A 25,233-nucleotide genomic window follows, 5' to 3' on the forward strand; every position below is an offset into this window, starting at 1 on the left:
ATGTACCTCCGGTAGGGCGGTGATGCGTGGCCTCAAGAGTGCGCCCGGCTCTGACTATGTGTCAAGTCGTACCGGAGGAAAGTTGAGCCGCTCGGACTCAAGTCAGTCCTCGACGTGGCTGGGCGGGCCGCCCACCGACCGCACCGCTCCCCCTGGGGCGCCCGCAGCCACGGGCCAGTACCGTGCCGTCTGGGCCGGCCGACCTTCCGGGGACCACGCAGACCGGCCGGTTCAGGAGGAGCGGGTGGACTCGATGGTCGTACGCGCCGTCGTCGGAGTGCTCATCACGGTGGTGGCATTCGCGCTGGCGGGCCGGCGCGCGTGGTTCCTGTTCTCCCTGGTGCGCTCCGGCCAACCCGCCGTGGGCCGCACCGATCAGGTGCCGGCGCGCGTGGAAACCCAGTTCACCGAGGTGCTCGGGCAACGGAAACTCCTGGCCTGGACCGTGCCCGGGGTCGCCCACGCCTTCGCGTTCTGGGGCTTCCTCGTGCTGGTCCTCACGATCATCGAGGCGTACGGCGCGCTGTTCGACGCGGACTTCCATATCCCGTGGATCGGCACGTGGCCGGTCGTCGGCTTCCTCGAGGACCTGTTCGCCGTGCTCGTGCTGGTCGGGCTGGCGATCTTCACCGTCATCCGGTTGCGGACCAAGCCCGCCGAACGCGGTCGCGCCTCCCGGTTCTTCGGGTCGCACACCGGGGCTGCCTGGTTCGTCCTGTTCATGATCTTCAATGTGATCTGGACGCTGCTGCTGTACCGCGGCGCCCAGATCAACACCGGGGTGTTCCCGTTCGAATCCGGCGCCTTCGCCTCCGAAGCGGTCGCCCGCGTACTGGAACCGTTGGGCGAGCACACCAACGAGGTCATCGAAACCGTCGCCCTGTGGCTGAACATCGCGGTCATCGTCGGCTTCCTGGTGTTCGTGCTCAACAGCAAGCACCTGCACATCTTCGTCGCCCCGATCAACGTGCTGACCTCCCGGCGGCCGGACGCGCTCGGCCCGCTGCTGCCGATGTACTCCGGCACCGAGAAGATCGACTTCGAGGACCCGGCCGACGATGCGATCTTCGGTCGCGGCCGCATCGAGGACTTCACCTGGAAGGGCCTGCTCGACCTGGCCACCTGCACCGAATGCGGTCGGTGCCAGTCGCAGTGTCCGGCGTGGAACACCGAGAAGCCGTTGAGCCCCAAGCTCATGATCATGGACCTGCGCGACCACCTGTTCGCGAAGGCGCCGTACACGCTGGCCGTCGCCGGTTCGCCGCCGGCCATCGGTGAGGTCGACGAGGCCGCGCTGGGGACGGTGTCCGAGGCGGTCCGCGCCGAGGTCGAGCGGCCCTTCATCGGCTCCCGGGACGGCGACCCGCACCAGGCGACCGACGGGTACGACGCCAGCGGACACCGCACCCCCGGCGGTGCGGTGATCGACGAAGACGCCCTGTGGTCGTGCACGACCTGCGGGGCGTGTGTGCAGCAGTGCCCGGTGGACATCGAACACGTCGACCATTTCGTCGACATGCGCCGCCACCAGGTGATGATCCAGACCGAGTTCCCGTCAGAACTGAACGGCCTGTTCAAGAACCTCGAGAACAAGGGCAACCCGTGGGGGATGAACGCCTCGACCCGCAACTCGTGGATCACCGAGGTCGACTTCCCGGTCCGCGTCTTCGGCGCGGATGGTGAGGACACGATCCCCGACGACGTCGAGTACCTGTTCTGGGTCGGCTGCGCCGGCGCGTTCGAGGACCGGCAGAAGCGGACCACCAAGCACGTCGCGGAGTTGCTGCACACCGCCGGGGTCAACTTCATGGTGCTCGGCGACGGCGAGACCTGCACCGGCGATCCGGCGCGCCGGGCCGGCAACGAGTTCCTCTTCCAGATGCAGGCGATGCAGAACGTCGAGGTCCTCAACGAGATCAAGGCGCGCCGGATCGTCGTGACCTGCCCGCACTGCCTCAACACGCTGTCGCGCGAGTACCCCCAGCTCGGCGGGAACTACGAGGTGGTCCACCACTCCCAGCTGCTGGCCACGCTGCTGGCCGACAAGCGCCTCACCCCGGTGACGCCGATCTCCGAGAAGGTCACCTACCACGACCCGTGCTATCTCGGCCGGCACAACAAGGTCTACGTGCCGCCGCGGGAGCTGGTGGCGTCGGTGCCCGGCGTCACCCTGCTGGAGATGGACCGGCACGCCGAGAAGTCCTTCTGCTGCGGCGCCGGCGGGGCCCGGATGTGGATGGAGGAGACGCTCGGCACGCGGATCAACCTCAACCGGGGCGACGAGGCCGTGGCGACCGGCGCCAGCAAGATCGCCGTGGCGTGCCCGTTCTGCTCGGTCATGCTCAACGACGCGGTGACCGTGCGCCAGCAGGAAGGCGGCGCCACCGGCGTCGAGGTCGTCGACGTTGCGAGCCTGCTGCTGTCCAGCGTGCGACCGCGCTCCTGACCCCGGCTCGCCCGACGCGGCGGGGCAAGATGGCCCGGTGCGGCGCAGTGGCGACGGTTTCGTACACCTGCCTGACGGCCGGGTGTTCTGGGGGCGCTTCGGCGCGGCGGGACTGCTGCTGGGACACGACGACGGGACCGGACTGCAGCTGCTGCTGGCTCGCCGGTCGCACCAGGTGCACCGCGGCGGGGGGACCTGGGCCATGCCAGGCGGCGCGATCGACCTGGGTGAGGACGCACTGAGCGCCGCCCGCCGGGAGTTCACCGAGGAGATCGGGCCGTTGCCCGAACGGCTCCAGCTGCTCGCCATCCACGAGGAGGTCGTAGTCCCGGGCGTGTGGTCGTACCACTCCTGCCTGGCGCTGGTCGACGAGCGACGGGCGTACGGCGACGACCTGACCTGGGAGAACGACGCGGTCGCCTGGGTCGGCCTCGACGAACTGGCAACCCTGCCGCTGTTCGGGCCCTTCGCTGCCACCTTGCCGTTGCTGCTGCCGCGGTACGGCGTCGCGCCGTGATGACCGAACCTCGCGGCGGGCCGCTGGCCGGCTCCGGCGACCGCGCTGTGGCCGGACGACCGGCGCTGCCCGGCCGCGGCACACTGCAGGCCGAGGTCGCGATCGTGCTGGCGCTGTCGATAGCGGCGACCGCGGTGCGCGCCGCCCTGTCGATCGTCGATTCGCTGACGCGCGGCGAACCACTGTCGAGCCAGACCGCCGCGATCATCGTGTCCCGTACCCCGGACCGCCCCTGGCTGGATCTGGCCTACCACCTGGTCGGCATCACCTTGGCGCTGGCGCCGGTCGCCCTGGTGATCCACCTGCTGCTGCGCACTGGTGAAGGACCCCGCGGCATCGGCCTCGACCTGAGCGAGCCGCGGCGGGACGCCGTCCGCGGTGCCGTGCTGGCCGCGGTCGTCGGCGGCACCGGGCTGGTGCTGTACCTGGTCGCGTACAACGCCGGCCTGTCGGTACGGATCGCGGCTGTCGCGGTGACCGACGCCTGGTGGACCGTGCCGGTGCTCGTCCTGTCGGCGGCCGAGAACGCGCTGCTCGAAGAGGTCGTGGTGCTGGGCTACCTGCTCCACCGGCTCGACCAACTCGGTGTGCGGCCAGCGGTGGCGATCGGCGCGAGTGCTCTGCTGCGCGGCTCGTACCACCTCTACCAAGGGCTCGGCGGCTTCGTCGGCAACCTCGCCATGGGCGTGCTGTTCGGCGTGCTCTACCGTCGCTGGGGCCGGACGGGACCGTTCATCGTGGCGCACACGCTGATCGACACGGTCGCGTTCGTCGGGTATTTCTTCCTGCGCGGCAAGATCTCCTGGCTGCCCTGACGAGCCGCCCGCCTGCCACCGCCATCGCGACCCTGCGATCCACCACGACAAGGAGGCCCGGTGCACACCGAGGACCTGACCCTGCCCACGCCCGACGGCCCGATGCCCGCGTACGTCGCGGTCCCCGACGCTCGGCCCACCCGCGGCGTCGTGGTGCTGCAGGAGGCATTCGGGGTCAACGAGCACATCCGCGACGTGACGCGCCGGCTGGCCGACGCCGGCTACCACGCCGTCGCGCCGGCGCTGTTCCACCGCAGCGGCGCACCCGAACTCGGCTACGGCGACCCCACCCTGATCCGCCCGCACATGGCGGCAGTGACGCTGGCCGGCGTCCGGACCGACGTCGGCGCGAGCCTGCAGTACCTCGCCGACGCCGGCTACGAGTTGCAGCGCACCGCGGTCGTGGGTTTCTGCATGGGCGGTTCGGCGGCCCTGATCGCGGCGGTGGACGAGAAACTCGGCGCGGCTGTCACCTTCTACGGCGGCGGCATCGCCTCCGGCCGCTTCGGCTCCGACCCGCTGCCGGAGTTGGCATCCCGGCTGCAGACGCCATGGCTCGGGCTGTACGCCGACGAGGACCCCATGATTCCGATCGAGGAGATCGAGCAATTGCGGGAGGGTGCCGCGGGCGCCCCGGTCAGCACCGAACTCGTGCGGTACGCCGGAGTCGGCCACGGCTTCAACTGCGACGTGCGGTCGTCGTACAACGCGGCAGCGGCCACGGACGCCTGGGGGCGCACGCTCGCCTGGCTCGACACCAACCTCGGCTGACGGCGGCCGGCCAGGCCGCGATGCCCGACGAGCGGGGCGAGGCCGCCGTGCCCGGCGAGCGGGGCGAGGCCGCCGTGCCCGACGAGCGGGGCGAGGCCGCCGTGGCCGACGAGCGAGGCCTGGCCGGACTGCACCGCGGCGGCCGGATCGTCGGGGTCGACGTCGCCCGGGGCGTCGCGCTGCTGGGCATGCTCGCCGTTCACCTGCTCCCCGCGGTGGACGGCGGGCAGGTCTCGCTCGGCCACGCGGTGGCCGCGGGCCGATCCGCGGCGCTGTTCGCCCTGCTGGCCGGTGTCACCATCGCGTTGACCAGCGGCGGCCCGGTGCCACCGCGCGGGCTCGTGCTGGGCGGCCACGCCGCAGCGCTCGCCGCGCGCGCGGCCATGATCGCGCTGCTCGGCCTGGCCCTCGGATCCCTCGGGTCCGGGCTCGCAGTGATCTTGACCTACTACGGGCTGCTGTTCGCCGTCGCGATCCCGCTGCTGAGGCTGCCGGCCCGGGCCCTCGCCACGATGGCGGCGCTGGCGGTCGTGGTGGCGCCGGTGCTCAGCCAGCTGCTGCGCACGGTGACCCCGGAGCCGTCGCTGGTCGTCCCGTCGTTCGCCGCCGTGTGGGCGGACCCGCTCGGGCAGCTACGGGACGTCGGCCTGACCGGCTACTACCCCGTGCTCAGCTGGTCGGCGTACCTGCTGGCCGGGATGGCGGTCGGCCGGTTGGCGCTGCGGCGGTGGCAGGTCGGCCTCGGACTGCTGGTGGGCGGCGCGGTTCTCGCCGGAGTCGCCCACACGGCGTCCTGGCTGCTGCTCGACGTGGCCGGTGGCGCGGCGGTGGTCGATCCGGCCGGGCAGCTGGCGACCACGGCCCGGTACGGCACGACGCCGACCGACTCGTGGTGGTGGCTCGCGGTCGACGTACCGCACTCCGGCACGCCGCTGGACCTGGCCGCGACCATCGGGTCCTCGTTGTTCGTGCTCGGGCTGGCTCTGCTCGCGGTACGACTGCTGCCGCGGCTGCTGTTCCCGCTGGCCGCTGTGGGGGCCATGCCGCTCACGTTGTACTGCGTGCACGTGGTGGTGCTCGCCGTACCGGACGTGCCCCGCAGCTCACCCGCGGCCCTGCTCACCCAGGCGGTCGTGGCCCTGCTGGCCGCGACGGCTTGGCGGGTGTTCGTCGGCCGCGGCCCGCTGGAGACGCTGGTGGGCACCGTGGCCCAGGCCGCCCGGGTCGCCGCGCTCAGTTCGGCGCGGCCGCCCCCGCCGCCGTCGGCGCCCGCCGGCTGACGACGAGTGGGTCAACCGACCGCGAGCTGGCCGGCACCTGCTACCCGACCGCCTGGCGGGAGGTGTGCGCTGCTGCCGGGGTCGTCACCGGCGACGTCACTGCCGGAGTCGTCACCGGCAATGTCACTGCCGAGGTGGGCGCGGGTCCGGCCGCCCCGCCGCTGCGGCCGCGGCGGGCGAACACCCAGTTGCGCAGCACGAGGAACCGGCCGACCGTGCAGGCCGCATTGGCGACGACGAGGACCACCAGCTGCAGCGCGGTCGACGCCGACGGATCGGCGAGGGCGAGCAGCCAGAGGCTGCCGGTGGTGATCGCCAGTGCCCCGCCGAACAGGACCAACCCGGCGGCGTGATGGGCGACGCGGCCCTCCCGCCCGGCCACGCCGAACGTCACCCGCCGGTTCGCTCCGGTGTTGAACACCGCGGACACCGCCAGCGCGACGCCGTTGGCCCACACGGCCGGCAGTAGTGGCGCCAGCCCCGCGAACAGCACGAGGTACACCACCGTCGAGGCCACGCCCACCGCGGCGAAGCGCAACACCTGGCCGGCGCGCGATGGCGCCGGTGGCGGCCGCAACGCCGCCGCCGCGGACACCACACCCGACGTACGCCACAACCGCAGCACGCCGGCCAGGTCCGCCGCCACGGTCCGGGCCACCTCGACGCGGCTGTCCGGATCGTCGTGCCAGTCGACGGGCACCTCGTGGACTCGCATCCCGTGACGCTCGGCCAGGACCAGCAGTTCGGTGTCGAAGAACCAGCCGTCGTCGCGCACCAGCGGCAACAGGACCCGCGCTGCCCTGGCGCTGCACGCCTTGAAGCCGCATTGGGCGTCCGACGTCGCCAGTCCCAGCGTGGTGCGCAGGATGAGGTTGTAGCCGCGCGACAACACTTCGCGCAGCGGGCCCCGATCGACGCGGGACCCGGCGGCGAGCCGGCTGCCCACCGCCACATCGCTGTGCCCGGATACCAATCCGGCGACCAGCGGCAGGAACGCGGCGAGGTCGGTGGACAGGTCGACGTCCATGTAGGCCAGCACATCGGCGTCGCTGGCCGACCAGACCGAACGCAGCGCCCGGCCGCGGCCACGTTCGGCCAACCTGACGTACCGCACCTCGGGATACCGCGCCGCCAGCGCGGCTGCGACCAGGGCCGTGGCATCAGTGGACCCGTTGTCCGCCACCACGATCCGGAACCGGTACGGCAGTTGCCGGGCCAGATACGTCTGCAGTCGCTCGACGCACGGCGCCAGCGCGATCTCTTCGTTCAGGACGGGGATCGTGACCTCGACGAGGGGGCCGGCGGTCGTGGATGGCGCGGTCATGGACAGCACCGTGACCGGCGCTGTTATGAGCCGGCCCAGACCGACGCCGGAATGCGCTATGAGCCGCAATTCCCTGCCGGCGGCCGTCCCTACGACGACTTGTCGTCGCCGTGATCGAGTTGCGCCAGGAAACGTTCCAGCTCTGCGCCGATCTCCTCGCCCGAGGGCAGGTCGCGCTGCGCGAGGCCGGGGCCCTGGGCGCCGAGGGAGGCGTCGTACTGCTGCTCCAGCGCAGTCACCACGGCCTGCACCTCGGCCGACTCCCGCACCTGGGTCTCGATCTCGCGGACCCGTTCCGCGCCCGCCTCGGCCAGTTCGCCGGCCGGCAGCGACAGACCGGTCGCCGAGCCGACACCGGCCAGCAGGGCCGCCGCCGCGTCGGGGTACTCCATCCCGGCGGTGTAGTGCGGGACGTGCGCGACGAACCCGACGGCGTCGTGGCCGGACTCACCGAGCCGCAACTCCAGCAACGCCGCGACGCTGCCGGGGACCCGCAGCATGCCCTGCCAGGGGTTCTGCTGCGTCACCAGTTCCGGCCGGGTGCCGTGCATGGTCAACGTGATGGGACGGGTGTGCGGCACCGTCATCGGGACGCCGCCGACGCCGACGGTGAGCCGGACCCCCAGCCGGTCGACCAGCCCGATGACGTCGCGGACGAAGCCGCTCCAGCGCAAGTCCGGTTCCGGGCCGGACAGCAACAGGAACCTCTCCCCGGCGGCGTCCTGCAGCTCGTGCAGCGTCAGCTCGGGGGCGTCGTACTCCTCGTAGTGGTCGCGGGAGAAGACCAGCGAGGAACGCCGGGAGCGGTAGTCGAACAACTCGTCGAGGTCGAAACGGACGAGTTCCCGTCCGGGCAGCGAGCGCTTCAGGTGGGCGGCGACCAGTTCCCCGGACGACCCGGCGTCGAGGAAGCCCTGAAACGCGTGCAGCAGGACCGGACCGTCCCCGTCCGCGGCCCCCTCGGGCACGGGGCCCGTCTCGTCGTACAGCGGGCGGTACTCAGCCATCGTCGACCTCCGGTTCGGGTCCTTGCGGCGTCTCGACGGCGTCGCGGCTGCGGCTCGTCCGGCCACGGCGCCCGTACGGCGACCTCAACGCCGCGACCGACGTCCATCATCCCCCCGGCGCAGCGGCCCTGGGCGAAACGGAGCGGAGCGCTCCGCTCCGTGATACAGTCCGGAACGCCGGTTCCGCTTCTGTCGCTGGAGATCGTTGATGAAGGGCTTGACCGATCCGTCGGTACGACTCGTCCTCCTCGTCGTCGTCCTCAGTGCCCTCGGCTACTCGCTGCTGCAGTCGCTGGTCATGCCCGTGCTGCCGACCCTGCAGGCCGAGCTCGGCACCACCACGACCGGCGTGTCGTGGCTGATGACGGCGTACCTGCTTGCTGCCGCGGTCGCGACCCCGGTGCTGGGCAAGCTCGGCGACATCCACGGCAAGAAGGGCTACCTGCTGGTCAGCCTCGGCGCGCTGTGTGCCGGCTCGGTCGTCGCGGCGCTCGCGCCCAACCTCACGATCATGATCATCGGACGCGGCATCCAGGGCCTGGGCGGCGCGGTGTTCCCCCTCTGCTACGGGATCATGCGCGACGAGTTCCCGCCGCAACGGGTGGCCGGCAGCATCGGGATCGTGTCGGCGCTGCTGGGCGTCGGCAGCGGGGTCGGGCTGCTCGTGGCGGGTCCGGTCGTCAGCACGCTGGGGTACCACTGGCTGTTCTGGCTGCCCGCGCTCGTCATCGCGGTCGTGATCGTTATCGCGGCACGCGTCGTGCCGACCGGCCCTCGGCACGGCTACGGACGGGTCAGCTGGGCCAGCGCCGTGCTGCTGTCGGCCTGGCTGGTGACCCTCCTGCTGGGCATCAGCCAGGGCCCGACCCTCGGCTGGACGTCCCCGGCGACGGTGAGCCTGTTCGCTGCCACGGCGGTGTTCTTCCTCGGCTGGATCCGCACCGAGCTGCGGTCGGCCCATCCGCTGGTGAGCATCACGATGATGCGGTTGCCGATCGTGGCGCGGACCAACCTCACCGCCCTGGTGTTCGGCGCCGGGATGATGGCCCCGAACATCCTGCTGCTGCAGTACGTCCAGCTCCCGGTCAGCAGCGGCGGCTACGGCGCGGGGATCCTCGGCGCCGGGCTGTTCATCCTGCCCAGCGCCGTCGGGATGCTGATCGCCGGTGCGCTGGCCGGCCCCCTCGCGAGCCGGTTCGGCTCCCGCAACCTCCTGGTCACCGCCGGGATCCTCAGCGTCGTCGGCGAACTGCTCGTGCTGGTGTGGCTGCGTGAGCCGGCGGCGCTGTCGCTGTCCTCGGCGATCGTCGGTGCTGGGACCGGCCTGGCGTTCGGCAGCCTGTCCAACCTCGTGATCGCGGCCGTCCCCCGGGATCAGACCAGTGTGGCCGCGGGCATGAACACCAACATCCGGGTGATCGGCAGCGCTGTCGGCACCTCCGTCATCGCCGCGATCCTCACCGCTGGGACGGTCGGTGCCGCCGGCCTGCCGCCGGTGTCCGCGTTCGTCGTCGGTGCGGCCGTGATCACGCTGCTGTTCGTCGCCGCCACGGTCGCGGCGGCCACCATCCCGGACCCGCGTCGGCACGTCACGACGAACCACGCCATCGACACCGTCCGGGAACCGTCGATGGCAGGATCATGACGTGACCTCCGGCCGGCCACTGCGACGTGACGCTGCGGCCAACCGCGAACGCCTGCTGGCGACCGCGCAGGAGGTATTCGAACAACACGGCATCGACGCCGGCGTCGACCTGATCGCGGCGACCGCGGGGGTCGGGGTCGGCACGCTGTACCGCCACTTCCCGACGAAGTCGGCGCTGTACGACGCGGTATCGCTGCAGATGGTCGAGGCGGTGGTCGCGGTGGTCGAGCAGACGCAGGAGGTGGAACCCGGCCGGCAACTGGAGCACTACGTCCGTGCGGTCGCGGAGTTGCAGCCCAGCTACGGCCGCCTGGTATCACGGCTGTGGACCACCGAACTGGCCCTGGAGCTTCGGCAGCGGGTCGGCGCCGCAGTCCACGAGTTCGTCGTGGCGGGCCAGCGCGCCGGGACGGTCCGGCCTGACCTGGTCGACGAGGACATCCCGTTGGTCATCTGGTCCCTGGCGGGCGTCCGTGCCTACGCGCCCGGGATCGGCAAGGCCTGGCGCCGGATGCTCGACCTCGCGTGTGACGGGCTACGGCCCGCCGGGGCCACGCCCCTGTCAGCGCCTCCGCTGGACGCCGACGAACTGGAATCCCTGGCCGAACGCCGGCCGAAGCTGCCAGCGGCCAAGGACTGACCTCCGCAGGGGCGGACAGATCGGTCGCGGTCAGCTGATCACGTAACGGACCGGCACCCAGGACTGACTGTCCAGCGGCGGGCGGATATACCCGCGCTCCTGCAGCGGTGGCAGTTCGACCTCGCCGCGCGGGACGTCTTCGTACCGGACCTGCGTGAGCAGGTGACTGATGAGGTTGAGCCGTGCGGCGCGCTTGTCGTCGGCGTCCACGATGTTCCAGGGGGCTTCCCGGATGTCGGTGAAGGCAATCATCTGATCCTTGGCCTCGGCGTAGTCGACGAAATGCGCCCGGGCCTGCAGATCCATCGGGCTGAGTTTCCACCGCTTGGCCGGATCCTCGATCCGGGCGAGGAATCGGCGTTCCTGTTCGGCGTCGGACAACGACAGCCAGTACTTCACCAGGACGATGCCGGACCGGACCAGGGCCCGCTCGAACTGCGGGCAGGTCCGCATGAACTCGTCGTACTCGGCGTCGGTACAGAAGCCCATGACCTTCTCCACGCCGGCGCGGTTGTACCAGCTGCGGTCGAACAGGACGATCTCGCCGGCTGCCGGCAGGTGGGCGACGTACCGCTGGAAGTACCACTGCGTACGTTCCCGGTCGGTCGGCGTGCCGAGCGCGACGACCCGGCAGGACCGCGGATTGAGTTTCTCGGCGATCCGTTTGATCGTGCCGCCCTTGCCCGCGGTATCCCGTCCCTCGAACACCACCACCAGCTTCAGCCCGCGGTAGACCACCCAGTCCTGCAGTCGCACCAACTCGCGCTGCAGCCGTTCCAGTTCGCCGTCGTACTCCTTCTTGGCGAGGTGGATCTGTTCGATGCCAGCCTTGTCGCTCATCTGGTCCTCCGCCTGACGTCCGCTGGAATTCAGGCGCGGTGCTCGGTCCACTGGCGGCCGTCCCAATACCGCTGCCCGCCAGGCCGTTGCGCATCCGGATACCACCCCGGCGGCGGACCTGCGCTCGGCGCAGCGGGACCAGGCTGCCCGGGGATGGGCTGCCCCGGGGTCGGCTGTCCCGGAACGGCTTGTCCCGGGATCGGCTGTCCCGGAAGGGCTTGCCCTGGACCCGCCTGCGCCAGCGGAGTTGCCGGTCGGCGCGAGGAGGAACGGCGTACGGCGCCGACGATCAGCAACACGACAGCGGCAATGCCGATGAGGACCGCGAGACCGACGAGGAGCCCGAAAACGGCAGTGGAGAGGAAGTTGCCGAAGGTCGGGGCGACCACCGCGACGGCGCCGGCGGTCTGCACGGACACGCTGTAGGCGCCGGACGTCGGCGCGACGAAGGTCGCGGTGGCCAGGTAGGTGTACCCGTCGGTGGTGAACGAGTCGCCGCCCGAACCGGGGTCGCGGACGGGCACGGTCGATCCGTTCGGCGCACGGACCGAGACCTCGGCGGGCGAGATGGAGTCGTAGCGGGCACCGAGCCGGGAGAACACGGCGTACGTCTTCCCGGCGTCCAGCGAGACCGTGACCTGGGCGGGGGTCTGGAACGGATCGCCGAAGGCGTTCAGGAGCCGTTTCGCGGTGGCCACGACGCCCACCACACCGATCACCCCGATCACGATCGACACCGCGAGCAGGACAGCTCCGGTGATGAGCGCGGTCTTGCCCTTGCGCGGCTGCGGGGCACCGGGCGTCGCCGGTGAGGTCTGATAGGCCATCTCGGGTCCTCCTGAGGCGACGGTGCGGCTGGTCGACGTGAGGCCGGACGAGGCCACCGTTGGGCGGATGACGTCGGACGACGTGCGGCTGGCGGACTGCACCGCGCGTCGCGGGCCCGACCCTAGAACGGTCGGGACCCGGATGCTCGGACAAGCGGCCGCTCGCACCGGCGACTGCGCGGACAGACGATCGCGCGGGCAGACGATCGCGCGACCCCGGACGGCGTCGTCAGACCAACTGGGGTGCCGGCCGGGCCGGATCGTGCAGGTAGCAGGCGACGTGGTGCGGTACGGGGTCGGTCGTGCCGCCGTCCGGTGACAGCCGGGACTCGATCTCGAACGCCGGCGGCATCGCCGTCGAGCACACCGGCATCACGTACGGACACCGGGCCCGGTACGGACATCCGGCGCGAAGATCGGTCTGCGGCGCCGGCTCGACCGGCCCCCGCGACCGCCGCGCACCCTCGCGCGGCACGACCGACGGGATGGCAGCCAGCAACGCCTGGGTGTAGGGATGAGTCGGCTGGGCGAACAGTTCCTGCGCCCCGGCCTCCTCCACGATCCGCCCGCCGTACATCACCACGATCCGCCGGGCGAACTGGCGGACGACGCCCAGGTCGTGGGAGATGAAGACGTAGGACAGGCCGAACTGCTCCTGCAGATCGACCAGCAGGCTCAGGATCTGGCCCTGGATGGACAGATCGAGACTCGCGACCGGTTCGTCGCACACGATCAACGACGGTCGGGTCGCCAGCGCTCGGGCGATGGCGATCCGCTGCAGTTGACCGCCGGAGAACGACCGTGGGTAGCGGTCGGCGAACGCTGCGGGCAGCCCGACGTGGTCGAGCAACTCGGTCACCCGGGCCGCGGTCTGCCTGCGGCTGAGGTTCTCGTGGATCGTCAGCGGCTCGGCGAGGGACTGGCCGACGGTCATGACCGGATCCAGCGATGAGTACGGGTCCTGGAACACCATCTGCATGTGCTTGCGGGCCGACCGCAACTGGCGGCCGTTGAGGGCTCGCAGATCCGTTCCCTCGAAACTGATCTCGCCCTCGTCGGGCTCGATGAGCCGGATGAGCAGCCGTCCCAGCGTGGACTTGCCGGCGCCGGACTCCCCGACGATGGCCACGGTCTCGGCATGGCCGACCCGGATGCTGGCGTCCTGCACGGCCGGGACCCCCTCGTCACGCGACGAGCGCCGCCCAGACGAGCTGAAGGTCTTGCGAAGTCCGCTGGCCTGAAGCAGGTACCGGGATTCCGTCGCCGAGGGCGCGGCCGGATCCAGTGCAGGCGGACTCATCGAGGACTCCCGGATCTGAAGGGTGCGGGTGGGGCGTATCGGGACGGCAGGCGCCGGATCTCACACCGCCGCAGCGGAGCCGGGCGCGGCGGACACCCCGGCCAACTCGAGCTCGGCTGACCGGACGCACCGAGCCTGTCCGCCAGGATCGGTGGGCCGCAAGGGGATCGGCTCGACCGTGCATCGATCGGGCTCGCAGTAGTCACACCGCGGGTTGAACCGACAGCCGTGCGGCCAGGCGGTCGGTGCCGGCACGGTGCCACGGATGAATCCGAATCGGCCCGTACCGGCGCCGGCCATGCCCGGTATCGAGCCGAGCAGCCCAGCGGTGTACGGATGCTGGGGAGTCCGGAACACCTGGTGGGTATTGCCGATCTCGACGATCTCTCCGGCGTACATCACCGCAACCCGGTCGCACAGTTCCGAGACGACACCGAGGTCGTGGGTGATGAAGACCACCGACAGCCCCAGGTCCGCGCGCAACCGGTCCAGCAGCGCCAGGACGTTGCTCTGCACGGTGACGTCGAGCGCGGTCGTCGGTTCGTCGGCGAACAACAGCGCGGGCTCGCACACCAGGGCCATAGCCAGCATCACCCGCTGGCACATCCCGCCGCTGAGCATGTGCGGGTAGGCATCGATTCGCTCGGCGGCCCGGGGAATCTCGACGAGGTCGAGCATCTCCTTGGCGCGCGCCCGGGCAGCCGACCTGCTCAGTCCGAGGTGTTGCCGCGCCGGTTCGGCGATCTGGTCGCCGATGGTGAACGCCGGGTTCAGGCATCGCAACGCGTCCTGGAAGATCATCGCCAGCTGCCTGCCCCGCAGCGTCCTGAGTTCTTCGCCGGGCAACTGCAACAGGTCACGGCCGCGGAACTTGGCGCTGCCGGCGGCGACCCTGCCATTGGCCGGCAGCAGTCCCATGATCCCCAGGCTGGTCGTGGTCTTGCCCGAGCCGGATTCACCGACCAGGCCGAGCGCCTCACCACGGCCGACCTGGAAGCTCACGTTCTGGACGACCCGCGCGAGGCCCGCGGAAGTACGGAACTCGATGGACAGGCCCGAGACCTCCAGCAACGGGGCGTCCGGCTGGCCGGCAGGCCCCGCAGTTCCGTCGGCCGACAGCGTCCCGCCGGGCAACTCGGTCCCCCCCGGTGCCGCACTCCCGCCGGGCGTTCCTTCCACGCTCACCTAGATCCCTCCACCGGTGCGCAGCGAGTCCTGCATCTCGTCGCCGAGGGAGGCAACCAGGTAGATGACGATGCCGAGCAGGATGGACGGCGGGAAGATCGGCCACGCCGCCTGGCCGATACTGGTGAACGCGCTGGAGATCATGGTCCCCAGACTCGACGCGGGCGGTTGGGTCCCCAGGCCGAGGAAGCTGAGCCCCGCTTCGACCACGACGGCGAAGCCGAAGCCGAACGTCGCCTGGACCAGCAACGGCGGCATGCTGTTGGGAAGCGCGTGCCGGACCAGCATGCGCGGAGTCGAACACCCGGCGGCGCGGGCCGCCTCCATGTAGCTGCGTTCTCGCACACTCTGCGTCGTCGCGCGCGCGATCCGGAAGAAACGCGGCGACAGCAACAGGCCCACCGCGACCATGGCCTGCACCAGCCCCGGACCCAGGATGGCGATCACCGACAGCGCGAAGATGACTCCGGGGATGGACAGCAGGACGTCGGCGACGGTGTTGGCCACCGAGGCGAACCATCCCTTCCGCCAGCCGGCGAGCATCCCCGTCGGTACGCCGAGGACCACCGCGACACTGACGGCGACCGCGCCGGCGGCCAGGCTCAGCCGCAGCCCGTAGAGCAGCAGCGTCAGGATGTCCCGCCCGAAACGATCGGTACCGAGCAGGTGTTCGGCACTGGGTCCCTGCAGGCGGGCGAAGAGGTTCTGCTCGTTCTCGCCGTACGGCGCGATCCAGGGTGCCAGCAGAGCGAGGACGATCAGGACCACCAGCAGCAGGGCCAGGACCTTGCTGCGGCGCGAACGGAACAGCGCACGGAGGATGACGAAGCGTCGCGGCGCGCGTTGCCGGCTCTCGGCCGGCGACGTCGAGCCGCTCCCGCCCGCAGGCGCTGCCGGTTCGGCTGCGTAGGTAGCCATCGGTCTCACGCCCCTGCCGGCCGGCGAAGCCTGGGATCGAAGTACAGATACGACAGATCGACGATGAAATTGACCAACAGGACGACGAGCGCCGTCAGCAGGACGATCGCCTGGATCACCGGGAAGTCACTGCGAACAACGGCGTTGTACGCCAGATGCCCGAGACCGGGCAGGTTGAAGATCGACTCCACGATCACCGAGCCGCCGACGATCACCCCGAACTGCAGGCCGACCACCGTGATCACCGCGACGCCGGCGTTCTTCATCGCGTGCTTGCCGACGATCTTGCGCAGTTTCAGGCCTTTCGCCCGAGCCGTCCGGATATAGCTCTCCTGCAGTTCTCCCACGATCGCCGCTCGCACCTGGCGGGCGACCTCGGCCATGAGGTGGAACCCGAGCGCCAGGGCGGGTAGCAACAGGTGCGAGAGCCAGGGAACGAAACCGTCACTGAGCGGGACGAACCCCAGTGCCGGCAGCCAGCCGAGCCGCACCGCGAAGACGAGGACGAGGATCGGGCCCAGCACGAACGCCGGGACGGCCAGCGCGACCGTCGAGAATCCGGTCACGAACCGGTCGATCACGCTGCCCTGCCAGATCGCGGCGACCGCGCCAGCCGGAACTCCCACGAGGATGACGAGGAACATCGTCACCACCGCCAGCGAGAGCGTCACCGGCACCGCGTGCGCCACGATGCTGACGACCGACTCGCCCCGGAAGAGCGATACCGAACTTCCCAGATCGCCGTGCAAGAGCCCCTGCAGGTAGCCGACGTACCGGCTGGCGAAGGACTGGTCGAGTCCCATCGCCGTCCGGATCGCGTTCAACTGCTCGGCAGTGGCGTCCTCGCCCCCGGCGCGCTGGGCCGGGTCACCCGGCACCAGCGCGACCAGGACGAAGGCGACGAACGTCACCAACAGGGCGACGAACGCGATCCGGATGATCCGCCAGAGGATGTACTGCAGGAGAGGGTGCCGTCGCCGCCGGGTGACCTGAGCGGTCTCGACGGCCTCCTGCTCCTGTTCGGTGACAGCAGACGTCAGTGTCATCGGCTAGCCGAGATTGCCATCAACTGCCGACCTTGATCTGCAGATGGCTGGGGTCGGCGCCAGAGGTTTGGACGTTGGTGTAGCTCATGGAGGTGAGTCCGACGAGATTCTTGCTGCCGACGTAAGTGTGTTCAGGGGCACACACCGGAACCCAGACCGGCTTGTCCAGCAGGTACGTGGTCACCTTCCCGAACTCGGTGTCGCGAGCTGCACTGCCCAGGGGTTGGACACGGGCGGTGTTCACCAGGGCGAGCAGTTCGGGGTAGTTCTTGGTGCCCGGGTTCGCCGCGCCGAAGGCGAAGCCGTCCAGATACGCCGTCGGGTCCGGCGCGGTGGCCGTGGTCCCGATCAGGAAGGCGTGATATCCGCCCTCGGAGAAGGTACGGCGACCGAGGTTGGCCTCGATTTTGGTCTGGACGACGTTGAAACCGAGCGCGGTGAGCTGCGCCTGAAGGATGTCGGTGATCGTGGCATGCGGTTCGAGGTTGATCGACAGCAGCTTGATCGTCGCTCCGTTGGCCCCGGCTGTCGAGATCAGCCGCTTGGCCTCGGTCACGTTGTAGTTGATCGAGTCCTTGGTGTGCCCGGAGATTCCTTCAGGGAAGGGCTGCTGCAGCGGCTGGCAGTGACCGTTCAGGCCGGCGTTGACGGCATTCCGGTCGATACCGATGCTGATGGCCCGGCGTACGTCAGGGTTGTCCAGCGGCGCCAGCTTGTCGTTGAGCAGGAGCGCCAGCGGACTGATCGACTGAACCGTGGAGACCTGCAATCCGGAGTTCTTGGCCTGGTCGGCGGTGACCGCCGACAACGACGTCTGGTCGACCGCATTGGTCTGCAGCGCACTGAGCCTGGCCTGCTCGGACAGGATCAGCTGATTGCGAGCCTTGGCCGGGAACTGCTGCGAGGTGTCCCAGTATCCGGGATTGCGGGTGAAGTCGTAGGTCAACGCCGTGTCCGCACTGGTCAACGTGTACGGGCCGGTCCCGACCGGGGTCTTGGCCAGCTTCGCCGAATCGGCGAACGCGGCCGGGCTGATCATGAAGCCGGCGGTCGACGTGAGGGTGTAGATGAACGCCGGCTCCGCTTTGGTCAGCTTCAGGATCACCGTGGAATCGCCGGACGCCTCGATGCTGCTGAGCTTGGACAGCGCCGTCGCGGTGACCGTGCCGGTCTTCTGCGCCCGCTGGAGGTTGGCCACGACCGCGGCCGCGTTGAACGGCGTCCCGTCGGTGAACTTCACTCCGGTACGCAAGGTCAACGTCAACGTGGTCCCAGCCGCGTCGAACTTGTACTCCGTGGCGAGCATCGGTTGCACGGCATTCTTCACGTCCACCTGGAGCAACCGGTCATACACCATCGTGTGGAACTGGAAGTCGCCGTTGAATCCGGCGTCGTTCGGCGGATCGAAGTTCGCTGCGGCGTTATTCGAGTGGGCGATCCGCAGCGTGGCGTTCGTGTCGATCTGCACCGGTCCACTGGACTGGCTCGACCCGCTTCCCCCACCGCTGCAGGCACTCAGGACTATGGCGGACGCAGCAACGACACCGATCCACAACGGCTGACGCTTTGGCACAAGTCCTCCTGAGTACGCCCAGACAGTCAACGGCGCTTGATCCTCACAGCGGCCAAGAAGTCGTGTCAAGAGCACTTGATCACCGACTGGCCATCGCGACGGACGCGATGCTGAGAGGTTGTCGATTCGTTACCTATTTGCCTTTCGCCGGCAGCTGGTATGTGTGGCCTACTGCAGCGATCGTACGAATTCGTCACTTATGACGGCGACGGCATGAGCTGTTTCGGACATGACGTCGTCAGCCGTTACGGGCACGACGACAAATAGCCGGCAAACACTCAATGGACCCTCGGTCTGGCCCATGTCACGGCGGACCGAGGCGACTGAATGCCGGGTGAAGGTCGGCCGCTGGGGCAGCCGACTGTGGTGCGCTTGGGGTGCTCTGTCGGGATCTGGCTCCTGAGGCCGATCCTCAGGATCAGCAAAAGCTAGCCGCCCGCCGTCCCCGTGTCGATGGTCGAAGCCAAGATCTTTTCCGCCGCAGGTGCGCTTCGGAAGTCACCACCGCGCTTGCCTTGATTCGTACAAGTGTGCGAATGTCGGCACCATGGCCAGCTCCCCGGTGGCGGCTCCCGTCGAGCCTCCGGCACTCGCGACGCTCGCGACACGCCTCGGGGTCACCCGCGGCGATCCGCGAGGCGCCGCGTTGCTGCCGGTGCAGCCGCAATTAGCGGGGCTGCTGCCGGCCGGCGGACTGCGGCGCGGATCGATCGTGCGGGTGGAACGCTCCCTCGGGCTGGTGTTTGCGCTGCTCGACCGCGCATCGCAGACCGGTTCCTGGGTCGTGGCCGTGGGGATGGCGGACCTGGGAGTACTCGCCGCGATCGAGCAGGGAGTCGATCCAGCGCGGTTCGCGCTCGTCCCTTCACCGGGACCGCAGTGGCCGCTGGTCGTGGCCGCTCTGCTCGACGCCGCCGACATCGTCGTACTACGGCCGCCCGGGACCGTCAGCGCCGCAGACACGCGACGGCTGACCTCCCGAGTCCGGGACCGGGGCGCCGTCCTGCTCGTCCTCGGACCGTGGGCGGGTGCCGAGGTCGTGCTGCGCAGCGGTGAGTTCCATTGGTATGGCGTGGGTTCCGGCTACGGCCGACTGCGCGGTGCCCGGCTCGATGTCACGTCGACCGGCCGAGGGGCGGCGAGCCGCCCGCGGCACGCCGTGGTGCAGTTCGGCGACATCCCGGACCCGCCGGACCCTCGCGCCGAGGCAACGGCGGCGTAGTCGTGGGCCGCCATGCCACGGCAACGGCGGCGTAGCCATGGGCCGTCCGGACCCGGCACGCACCGTCGTCGTCGTCTGCCCCGACTGGCCGATCACCGCCGCCGGTATCAGCCCGGACACCCCCGCGGCGGTCCTACAGGCCAACCGGGTCGTCGCGGTGTCCGTGGCCGCCCGGGCTGACGGCGTACGCCACGGACACCGCCGCCGTGAGGCCCAGGCCCGCTGCCCGGAACTCCTCCTCCTTGCTCACGACCCGGACCGGGACGCGCGAGCGTTCGAGCCGGTCGTGACCGCGGTGGAGGAACTCGCTCCCGGCGTCGCCGTCGTCGGCCCGGGGATCCTCGCGGTCCGGGCCCAAGGCCCCGCCCGCTACTTCGGCGGCGAGGACCAGGTCGTCGAGCTCCTCGGCGCCGCGGTCGAGACCCAGCTCACCGGGACCACACCCGGGACCCGGGTCGGCGTGGCCGACGGGCTGTTCACCGCCCTGGTCGCCAGCACGGACTACCGCGTCGTCCCTCCGGGTGGCAGCGCGACCTTCCTCGCCCCGTACGACATCGCGACGTTGCGAGTCGCCGGCACCGCCGGCGCCGGTCCCGAACGGGACGACTTCGTCGCGGTGCTGCGGCGGCTGGGACTGCGGACCCTCGGCGCGTTCGCCGCACTGTCGGCAGCCGACGTCGCCTCCCGATTCGATACCGGTGCCGTCGTCGCCCATCGACTGGCCCGGGGACTCGATCCCTATCCCATCGTCGGCCGCGCGATCCCGATCGATCTGGCGGTCGGCGCGGAGTTCGACCCGCCCGCCGACCAGGTCGAGCCCGCCGCCTTCGCCGCCCGTGCCGTCGCCGGGCAACTGCAGGACAGGCTCGCCGCGCACGGCCTGGCGTGCACGCGCCTCCTGATCGAAATCGTCACGACCGCCGCAGAACACCACGCCCGGCACTGGCGTGGCGACGGCGCGCTCACCGCGACCGCGATCGCCGACCGGATCCGCTGGCAGCTCGACGGCTGGCTCAGCGGACGGGCCTCGGCCCGGCCGACCGGTGGGATCGCGCGGCTCCGCCTTATCGCCGAGGAAGTCGTGCAGTACAGCGGGTTCCAGCTTTCACTGTGGGGTGCCGAACGTGCCGAGGACGATGCCCGCGTCCATCGGGCACTGGCCCGCGTCCAGGGCATGGTCGGGGCGGAGGCGGTCGTAATCGCGGTGCCCGGTGGCGGTCGCGGACCGGCCGAGCGGATACGCCTGGTGGCCTGGCAGGACGAGCCGGCGCCGGCCTATCCGGCAGCCCCACCCTGGCCCGGGCGGCTACCCGGTCCGCATCCCACGACGCTGCCCGCCGTCGCCGAGCCGGTCGAGGTCCAGGACGCAGCGGGAAAACCGGTGACGGTGAGTTCCCGACAACAGCTCAGCGCTGCCCCGGCGATCGTCCGGCGCGGCGGGATCGACCGTGCGGTGCTCGCCTGGGCCGGGCCCTGGACGCTGGACGAACGCTGGTGGGACCCGGCGGCGGCCCGGCGAGTGGCCAGGCTGCAGGTCGTCCTCGGGCGCAGCGCTGCCGCCACCGATCCCGTTCCGACCGAGTCCGTTTCGGTTGATTCCGTTTCGGTTGATTCCGTGTCGGCCGATGCTGTTCCGACTGAGTCTGTTTCGGCCGATGCGTGCCACGGCGCGGCGGGATACGGCGCTGCGGGACATGGCGTCGAGGGCGCCGCGCTGCTGCTGGCGCGCGAATCCGGCCGATGGGTGATCGAGGGGTCGTACGACTGATGGGCTTCAACAATCCGGGAGTCTCGTGGGGGGAATTCGAACGGGTGTTGTCGGGACGACCTGCGCCCGGCGACGGCAACGATGCACCGGCGTGGACCCGGCACCGGCAGCCCTACGTCCCACCGTCGTTGCCGACCCGGCCGGCTGATCGCGTCCGGTACGCCGAACTGCACGTCCATTCCAATTTCAGTTTCCTCGACGGCGCGAGCCATCCGCACGAACTCGCCGAGGAAGCGGCACGGCTCGGCCTCGACGTGGTGGCCCTGACCGACCATGACGGGCTGTACGGCGTCGTCCAGTTCGCCGAGGCAGCCAAGACACTCGGAGTCGCGACCGCTTACGGCGCCGAGCTCAGTCTCGACCTGCCGGCGCCGCAGAACGGTGTCGCCGATCCGGTGGGCCGGCATCTGCTGGTCCTCGCGCGCGGGGCGCCCGGATACCACCGGCTCTCCCGGGCCATCAGCGACGGACATGCCCGAGGGGGACAGAAGGGACGCCCGACGTACGACCTGGATGAGCTGGGGGCGGCTGCCGGCGGCAGCTGGCTGATCCTCACCGGTTGCCGCAAAGGCGCTGTGCCGCAGGCACTAGTGACCGAGGGACGAGCGGCCGCGCGCCGCGAACTCGACCGCCTCGTCGGGCTCTTCGGGCGCGACAACGTCGCGGTGGAACTGAACCGCACCGGCGATCCGCTCGACGACGAACGCTGCGACGCCCTCGCGGCGCTGGCACACGACGCCCGGCTGCCCCTGGTGGCCAGCGGCAACGTCCACTACGCCACTCCGTCCCGAGCCAGACTCGCCGCGGCGTTGGCGGCTGTCCGGGCCCGGCGCAGTCTCGACGAACTCGACGGCTGGCTCCCGGGGGCGCCGGCGGCACACCTGCGCTCCGGGGAGGACATGGCCGCCCGTTTCGCCCGCTATCCGCAGGCAGTGCCCACGGCACTGCGGCTCGGGCTGGAGTGCGCCTTCGATCTCGCCCTCATCGCGCCGGGGCTGCCGCCGTTCCCGGTGCCGGCCGGGCACTCCGAGGCGACGTACCTGCGTGAACTGGTCGCGGCGGGCGAACAGGAGCGCTACGCAGCCAAGGATCCGGCGTTGCGTGCCCGGGCCCGTGCCCGGCTGGCCAAGGAACTCGACATGATCGAGGGACTGGGCTTCTGCGGGTACTTCCTCATCGTGTGGGAGATCGCACAGTTCTGCCACCGCAACGGCATCCTGGCCCAGGGCCGAGGTTCGGCGGTCACTTCCGCGGTCTGTTACACGTTGGGTATCACCACCGTCGACGCGGTCGACCACGATCTGCTCTTCGAGAGGTTCCTCTCCCCGGAGCGCGAAGAGGGCTATCCCGACATCGATCTCGACATCTCCTCGGCCCGGCGGGAGGAGGTGATCCAGTTCGTCTACGACCGCTACGGCCGGCAGTGCGCCGCCCAGGTGGCCAACGTCATCACCTACCGTCCACGCTCCGCGGTCCGGGACATGGCACGTGCGCTCGGGCATTCGCCGGGACAGCAGGACGCCTGGTCCAAGCAGATCGAACGCTGGGGATCGTTGTCCGATGCCTCGGACAACGACATCCCGCCCGCGGTGATGGAACTGGCAGAACAGGTCCGGAACTTCCCCCGGCATCTGGGTATCCATTCCGGCGGAATGGTGATCTGCGGTAGGCCGGTGGTCGAGGTCTGCCCGGTCGAATGGGGCCGCATGCCGGGCCGCAGCGTGCTGCAGTGGGACAAGGACGACTGCGCTGCGGTCGGCCTGGTCAAGTTCGATCTACTCGGCCTCGGCATGCTCACCGCGCTCCAGCACACTCGTGACCTCGTCGCCGACTACCACGGCGTCGCGGTGGAGCTGCATTCACTGCCGCACCATGATCCTCGGGTCTACGACATGCTCTGCCAGGGCGACTCGGTCGGTGTCTTCCAGGTGGAGAGCCGGGCCCAGATGGCCACCCTGCCCCGATTGCGGCCACGGACCTTCTACGATCTGGTCGTCGAGATCGCGCTCATCCGCCCGGGTCCCATCCAGGGTGGTTCGGTGCATCCCTACCTCCGGCGCCGCAGCGAAAAAGAGGCTCCCGACCCGCCTCATCCGTTGCTGCAGAAGACTTTGGAACGTACCCTCGGCGTACCGCTCTTCCAGGAACAACTGATGCAGATGGCCGTCGACCTCGCCGGCTTCTCCCCCGCGGAGGCAGACGGTCTGCGCCGTGCCATGAGTTCGAAACGTTCGGTCGAGCGGATGCGCAGCTTCGAGCAGCGGCTGTACGACGGGATGGCCGCCCGGGGTGTCACCGGTGAGGTGGCGCGCAGTCTGTTCGAGAAACTCATCGCCTTCGCCAGTTACGGCTTCCCGGAAAGTCATGCGATCAGCTTCGCCCAGCTCGTCTACTCCAGCTCGTGGTTCAAGCTGTACTACCCCGCGGCATTCTGCGCCGGCCTGCTGCGTTCCCAGCCGATGGGTTTCTACTCCCCGCAGTCGCTGGTCGCCGACGCCCGGCGACATCAGGTCACGGTACGCGGACCCGACGTCAACGCCTCGGGACCGACCGCCGGTCTGGAACCGGAAGAACTGACTGGGGAACGGGGCAATCGCGAACACGACAGTCGCGAGTCGGGCAATCGTGAACAACCCGGCCGCGAGCCGGGCGTGCCGGTACCGGCCGTGCGCCTCGGGTTGGACGCCGTACGCCACATCGGGAGCGATCTCGCCACGCAGCTCGCGGCCGAACGGGCGCGCGGGGGGCCGTACGCCGACCTCGCCGACCTCACCCACCGCGTCCCGCTCACCGTCGGGCAGGCCGAGGCGCTGGCGACCGCGGGGGCGTTCGACTGCTTCGGGCTGACCCGGCGCGAGGCGCTGTGGTCCGCCGGCGCGCTGGCCGGGACCCGGCCGTCGAACCTGCCCGGCACCGCCACCGGCGCGACCGCGCCGGTCCTCCCCGGGATGACCGAGGTCGAACAGACCATCGCGGATCTGTGGGCGACCGGCATCACCCCGGCGGGTCACCCGACCGAACTGCTGCGGTCACGGCTGACCGCGCTCGGCATCGCCTCGGCGCAGGGGCTGCGGCGGGCCGAAGCGGGTCGGCGGATCTGGGTGGGCGGCGTGGTGACCCACCGGCAGCGGCCGGCGACGGCCAGCGGCATCACCTTCGTCAACCTCGAGGACGAGACCGGGATGGCCAACATCATCTGCTCGCCGGGTGTCTGGGCCCGGTACCGCCGGGTGGCCCGTTCGGCCGCGGCGATGCTCGTCCGCGGCCGGGTGGAGCGCGGTCCCGCGGACGAAGGCGGAGTGACCAACCTGATCGCCGACCGCATCGAAGCGCTGCCGATGCCAGGGCCTGCCGGCCTCACCCGCTCCCGCGACTTCCGTTGATCGCCGACGGCCATCCGGCCGTGCCGTTCGGCGTACGGTTCGGACCGCGGCCCGCGGCCAGCGGCGGGGGCATCGAGGTGAACGAGATGGCGGTGGCGATGGCGGCCCGGCGGTTCCCGATGACCACGACCCTCTACGTCGTCATCGCCGTACTCCTGGGCCTGCTCGCCGGGGTGATCCTGCTCGTGGTCGACCTGCGTACCGCGATCCTCGGCGGCTGGACCACCACCTCGGTCGCCTTCCTCATCCTGACCTGGGCGACGCTGCTGCCCATGGGGCCGGCGGAGACGGCCGGGCACGCCCAGAACGAGGACCCGAGCCGGATCGTGCGCGACCTGGTCCTCATCACCGTCGCCATCGTCAGCATGATCACCGTCGCCTTGTTCATCGTGGCGCCGGAACCGAAGACCCCGCGCGTGCTGCTCGGCATCGCCAGCATCGCCGCGGCCTGGGCGGTGGTGCACACCGTCTTCACGCTGCGGTACGCCCGGCTGTACTTCTCCGAACCGATCGGCGGGATCGACTTCCCGGGCGATGAGGAACCGACGTTTCGCGATTTCGCCTACCTGTCGTTCACCGTCGGGATGACGTTCCAGGTCTCCGATACCGGGGTGTCGACCCGAACGCTGCGAGCCACGGTGCTGCGCCACGCGATGGTGTCGTTCCTCTTCGGCACGGTGATCATCGCCGTGACGATCAACCTGCTGGCCAGCCTGCGCTCCTGAC

General features: G+C 70.3%; 20 protein-coding genes. 11 read left to right on the plus strand and 9 right to left on the minus strand.

Features of this window, described 5'->3' with window-relative positions; all coding sequences use genetic code 11:
* Positions 1–253: 253 nt before the first annotated feature.
* From EPO13_04690 to EPO13_04710, 5 genes are all read left to right on the plus strand, one after another.
* Positions 254–2,446: a 4Fe-4S dicluster domain-containing protein gene (locus tag EPO13_04690; protein TAK70470.1), complete on the plus strand. Its 2,193-nt coding sequence runs from the start codon at positions 254–256 to the stop codon at positions 2,444–2,446.
* Positions 2,406–2,963 carry an NUDIX hydrolase gene (locus tag EPO13_04695; GenBank protein ID TAK70253.1) on the plus strand — a complete coding sequence of 186 codons (558 nt, stop codon included), beginning with the start codon at positions 2,406–2,408 and terminating at the stop codon, positions 2,961–2,963. Before EPO13_04690 ends, EPO13_04695 begins: the two co-directional genes overlap by 41 nt.
* Positions 2,963–3,778 (plus strand): CPBP family intramembrane metalloprotease, encoded by an 816-nt coding sequence (locus tag EPO13_04700; protein ID TAK70471.1) that lies wholly within the window; start codon positions 2,963–2,965, stop codon positions 3,776–3,778. Before EPO13_04695 ends, EPO13_04700 begins: the two co-directional genes overlap by 1 nt.
* A gap of 102 nt (positions 3,779–3,880) precedes the next feature.
* A complete protein-coding gene (locus EPO13_04705) occupies positions 3,881–4,549 on the plus strand; it encodes a dienelactone hydrolase family protein (GenBank protein ID TAK70472.1) in 669 nt (222 codons plus the stop codon).
* 20 nt (positions 4,550–4,569) lie between these two features.
* Entirely contained in the window at positions 4,570–5,829 is a 1,260-nt protein-coding gene (locus EPO13_04710) for a DUF1624 domain-containing protein (protein TAK70254.1), read from the plus strand.
* Between the two features lie 40 nt (positions 5,830–5,869).
* Here EPO13_04710 and EPO13_04715 read toward each other — a convergent pair whose 3' ends face one another.
* On the minus strand, positions 5,870–7,153 hold the full coding sequence (locus EPO13_04715) for a glycosyltransferase (GenBank protein ID TAK70255.1): 1,284 nt from the start codon (positions 7,151–7,153) through the stop codon (positions 5,870–5,872).
* 89 nt (positions 7,154–7,242) lie between these two features.
* Entirely contained in the window at positions 7,243–8,160 is a 918-nt protein-coding gene (locus tag EPO13_04720) for a PAC2 family protein (protein TAK70256.1), read from the minus strand.
* A 208-nt stretch (positions 8,161–8,368) separates the two neighbouring features.
* On the opposite strand from EPO13_04720, the gene EPO13_04725 reads away from it, so the two are divergent.
* The gene (locus EPO13_04725; protein ID TAK70257.1) at positions 8,369–9,805 is read left to right on the plus strand and encodes an MFS transporter; all 1,437 of its coding nucleotides are present in this window, start codon (positions 8,369–8,371) and stop codon (positions 9,803–9,805) included.
* A gap of 1 nt (position 9,806) precedes the next feature.
* Positions 9,807–10,445 (plus strand): TetR/AcrR family transcriptional regulator, encoded by a 639-nt coding sequence (locus tag EPO13_04730; GenBank protein ID TAK70258.1) that lies wholly within the window; start codon positions 9,807–9,809, stop codon positions 10,443–10,445.
* A gap of 30 nt (positions 10,446–10,475) precedes the next feature.
* Here the strand turns inward: EPO13_04730 and ppk2 are convergent, their stop codons facing one another.
* The 7 genes from ppk2 to EPO13_04765 form a co-directional block, all read right to left on the minus strand.
* On the minus strand, positions 10,476–11,285 hold the full coding sequence (gene ppk2, locus EPO13_04735) for a polyphosphate kinase 2 (GenBank protein TAK70259.1): 810 nt from the start codon (positions 11,283–11,285) through the stop codon (positions 10,476–10,478).
* A gap of 29 nt (positions 11,286–11,314) precedes the next feature.
* Positions 11,315–12,112: a DUF2510 domain-containing protein gene (locus tag EPO13_04740; protein ID TAK70260.1), complete on the minus strand. Its 798-nt coding sequence runs from the start codon at positions 12,110–12,112 to the stop codon at positions 11,315–11,317.
* Positions 12,113–12,341: 229 nt separating this feature from the next.
* Positions 12,342–13,412 carry an ABC transporter ATP-binding protein gene (locus EPO13_04745; GenBank protein TAK70261.1) on the minus strand — a complete coding sequence of 357 codons (1,071 nt, stop codon included), beginning with the start codon at positions 13,410–13,412 and terminating at the stop codon, positions 12,342–12,344.
* A gap of 60 nt (positions 13,413–13,472) precedes the next feature.
* The gene (locus EPO13_04750; protein TAK70473.1) at positions 13,473–14,531 is read right to left on the minus strand and encodes an ABC transporter ATP-binding protein; all 1,059 of its coding nucleotides are present in this window, start codon (positions 14,529–14,531) and stop codon (positions 13,473–13,475) included.
* Positions 14,532–14,597: 66 nt separating this feature from the next.
* Positions 14,598–15,515, minus strand: coding sequence for an ABC transporter permease (locus EPO13_04755; GenBank protein TAK70262.1), 918 nt, complete (start codon positions 15,513–15,515; stop codon positions 14,598–14,600).
* Positions 15,516–15,520: 5 nt separating this feature from the next.
* Positions 15,521–16,561: an ABC transporter permease gene (locus EPO13_04760; protein TAK70263.1), complete on the minus strand. Its 1,041-nt coding sequence runs from the start codon at positions 16,559–16,561 to the stop codon at positions 15,521–15,523.
* Between the two features lie 19 nt (positions 16,562–16,580).
* Positions 16,581–18,029 (minus strand): hypothetical protein, encoded by a 1,449-nt coding sequence (locus tag EPO13_04765; GenBank protein TAK70264.1) that lies wholly within the window; start codon positions 18,027–18,029, stop codon positions 16,581–16,583.
* A gap of 652 nt (positions 18,030–18,681) precedes the next feature.
* Between EPO13_04765 and EPO13_04770 the strand changes: the two genes are divergently transcribed.
* Genes EPO13_04770 through EPO13_04785 form a run of 4 tightly spaced genes read left to right on the plus strand, consistent with a single transcriptional unit; the run spans position 18,682 to position 25,232 of the window.
* Positions 18,682–19,356, plus strand: a complete 675-nt coding sequence (locus EPO13_04770) for a hypothetical protein (GenBank protein ID TAK70265.1) — start codon at positions 18,682–18,684, stop codon at positions 19,354–19,356.
* Between the two features lie 37 nt (positions 19,357–19,393).
* A complete protein-coding gene (locus EPO13_04775; protein TAK70266.1) occupies positions 19,394–21,124 on the plus strand; it encodes a DNA polymerase Y family protein in 1,731 nt (576 codons plus the stop codon).
* Positions 21,124–24,507, plus strand: coding sequence for an error-prone DNA polymerase (locus tag EPO13_04780; GenBank protein ID TAK70474.1), 3,384 nt, complete (start codon positions 21,124–21,126; stop codon positions 24,505–24,507). The genes EPO13_04775 and EPO13_04780 overlap by 1 nt, the downstream gene beginning before the upstream one ends.
* Complete coding sequence (locus EPO13_04785) at positions 24,504–25,232, plus strand: DUF1345 domain-containing protein (GenBank protein ID TAK70267.1); 729 nt, start codon at positions 24,504–24,506, stop codon at positions 25,230–25,232. The genes EPO13_04780 and EPO13_04785 overlap by 4 nt, the downstream gene beginning before the upstream one ends.
* The last annotated feature ends 1 nt before the right edge of the window (position 25,233 follow it).

The sequence above is a fragment of the Actinomycetota bacterium genome (assembly GCA_004297305.1).
Classification (GTDB): Bacteria; Actinomycetota; Actinomycetes; order S36-B12; family FW305-bin1; genus FW305-bin1.

Excerpts from the sequence above, each read along its gene's own strand:
- EPO13_04690 (TAK70470.1), top strand. The coding sequence starts at position 254 with ATGGTCGTACGCGCCGTCGTCGGAGTGCTCATCACGGTGGTGGCATTC.
- EPO13_04700 (TAK70471.1), top strand. The coding sequence starts at position 2,963 with ATGACCGAACCTCGCGGCGGGCCGCTGGCCGGCTCCGGCGACCGCGCT.
- EPO13_04705 (TAK70472.1), top strand. The coding sequence starts at position 3,881 with ATGCCCGCGTACGTCGCGGTCCCCGACGCTCGGCCCACCCGCGGCGTC.
- EPO13_04710 (TAK70254.1), top strand. The coding sequence starts at position 4,570 with ATGCCCGACGAGCGGGGCGAGGCCGCCGTGCCCGGCGAGCGGGGCGAG.
- EPO13_04715 (TAK70255.1), bottom strand. The coding sequence starts at position 7,153 with ATGACCGCGCCATCCACGACCGCCGGCCCCCTCGTCGAGGTCACGATC.
- EPO13_04720 (TAK70256.1), bottom strand. The coding sequence starts at position 8,160 with ATGGCTGAGTACCGCCCGCTGTACGACGAGACGGGCCCCGTGCCCGAG.
- EPO13_04725 (TAK70257.1), top strand. The coding sequence starts at position 8,369 with ATGAAGGGCTTGACCGATCCGTCGGTACGACTCGTCCTCCTCGTCGTC.
- ppk2 (TAK70259.1), bottom strand. The coding sequence starts at position 11,285 with ATGAGCGACAAGGCTGGCATCGAACAGATCCACCTCGCCAAGAAGGAG.
- EPO13_04740 (TAK70260.1), bottom strand. The coding sequence starts at position 12,112 with ATGGCCTATCAGACCTCACCGGCGACGCCCGGTGCCCCGCAGCCGCGC.
- EPO13_04745 (TAK70261.1), bottom strand. The coding sequence starts at position 13,412 with ATGAGTCCGCCTGCACTGGATCCGGCCGCGCCCTCGGCGACGGAATCC.
- EPO13_04755 (TAK70262.1), bottom strand. The coding sequence starts at position 15,515 with ATGGCTACCTACGCAGCCGAACCGGCAGCGCCTGCGGGCGGGAGCGGC.
- EPO13_04760 (TAK70263.1), bottom strand. The coding sequence starts at position 16,561 with ATGACACTGACGTCTGCTGTCACCGAACAGGAGCAGGAGGCCGTCGAG.
- EPO13_04770 (TAK70265.1), top strand. The coding sequence starts at position 18,682 with ATGGCCAGCTCCCCGGTGGCGGCTCCCGTCGAGCCTCCGGCACTCGCG.
- EPO13_04775 (TAK70266.1), top strand. The coding sequence starts at position 19,394 with ATGGGCCGTCCGGACCCGGCACGCACCGTCGTCGTCGTCTGCCCCGAC.
- EPO13_04780 (TAK70474.1), top strand. The coding sequence starts at position 21,124 with ATGGGCTTCAACAATCCGGGAGTCTCGTGGGGGGAATTCGAACGGGTG.